Source organism: Serratia sp. H402Y, assembly GCF_051172415.1.
In the GTDB taxonomy this organism is placed as follows: Bacteria; Pseudomonadota; Gammaproteobacteria; order Enterobacterales; family Enterobacteriaceae; genus Serratia; species Serratia ureilytica.
On the sequence record NZ_JBPIYZ010000015.1, the window covers coordinates 1 to 1,723 of the forward strand.

Here is a 1,723-nt window from a genome sequence, read left to right on the forward strand (position 1 = left end):
CACTGCTCTTTAACAATTTATCAGACAATCTGTGTGGGCACTCCACAAGACGATATCCAGCATCTTCGGATGCAAAAAAATATCAAGTCTTGAAGAGTGACTAACTGAAGTAAAATTCATGCAGTAAATCTTTGAGCATCGCTTCTCGAGTGGAAGCACATCAAGCTTTTAATTGAAGAGTTTGATCATGGCTCAGATTGAACGCTGGCGGCAGGCTTAACACATGCAAGTCGAGCGGTAGCACAGGGGAGCTTGCTCCCCGGGTGACGAGCGGCGGACGGGTGAGTAATGTCTGGGAAACTGCCTGATGGAGGGGGATAACTACTGGAAACGGTAGCTAATACCGCATAACGTCGCAAGACCAAAGAGGGGGACCTTCGGGCCTCTTGCCATCAGATGTGCCCAGATGGGATTAGCTAGTAGGTGGGGTAATGGCTCACCTAGGCGACGATCCCTAGCTGGTCTGAGAGGATGACCAGCCACACTGGAACTGAGACACGGTCCAGACTCCTACGGGAGGCAGCAGTGGGGAATATTGCACAATGGGCGCAAGCCTGATGCAGCCATGCCGCGTGTGTGAAGAAGGCCTTCGGGTTGTAAAGCACTTTCAGCGAGGAGGAAGGTGGTGAGCTTAATACGCTCATCAATTGACGTTACTCGCAGAAGAAGCACCGGCTAACTCCGTGCCAGCAGCCGCGGTAATACGGAGGGTGCAAGCGTTAATCGGAATTACTGGGCGTAAAGCGCACGCAGGCGGTTTGTTAAGTCAGATGTGAAATCCCCGGGCTCAACCTGGGAACTGCATTTGAAACTGGCAAGCTAGAGTCTCGTAGAGGGGGGTAGAATTCCAGGTGTAGCGGTGAAATGCGTAGAGATCTGGAGGAATACCGGTGGCGAAGGCGGCCCCCTGGACGAAGACTGACGCTCAGGTGCGAAAGCGTGGGGAGCAAACAGGATTAGATACCCTGGTAGTCCACGCTGTAAACGATGTCGATTTGGAGGTTGTGCCCTTGAGGCGTGGCTTCCGGAGCTAACGCGTTAAATCGACCGCCTGGGGAGTACGGCCGCAAGGTTAAAACTCAAATGAATTGACGGGGGCCCGCACAAGCGGTGGAGCATGTGGTTTAATTCGATGCAACGCGAAGAACCTTACCTACTCTTGACATCCAGAGAACTTTCCAGAGATGGATTGGTGCCTTCGGGAACTCTGAGACAGGTGCTGCATGGCTGTCGTCAGCTCGTGTTGTGAAATGTTGGGTTAAGTCCCGCAACGAGCGCAACCCTTATCCTTTGTTGCCAGCGGTTCGGCCGGGAACTCAAAGGAGACTGCCAGTGATAAACTGGAGGAAGGTGGGGATGACGTCAAGTCATCATGGCCCTTACGAGTAGGGCTACACACGTGCTACAATGGCGTATACAAAGAGAAGCGACCTCGCGAGAGCAAGCGGACCTCATAAAGTACGTCGTAGTCCGGATTGGAGTCTGCAACTCGACTCCATGAAGTCGGAATCGCTAGTAATCGTAGATCAGAATGCTACGGTGAATACGTTCCCGGGCCTTGTACACACCGCCCGTCACACCATGGGAGTGGGTTGCAAAAGAAGTAGGTAGCTTAACCTTCGGGAGGGCGCTTACCACTTTGTGATTCATGACTGGGGTGAAGTCGTAACAAGGTAACCGTAGGGGAACCTGCGGTTGGATCACCTCCTTACCTAAAGATATT

Annotated in this window: 1 rRNA gene; it reads left to right on the forward strand. The window is 52.6% G+C overall.

Annotated elements, in window-relative coordinates:
* The first annotated feature begins 169 nt into the window (after positions 1-169).
* Positions 170-1,711 (forward strand): 16S ribosomal RNA (locus tag ACSBQS_RS24525).
* Positions 1,712-1,723 lie beyond the last annotated feature (12 nt).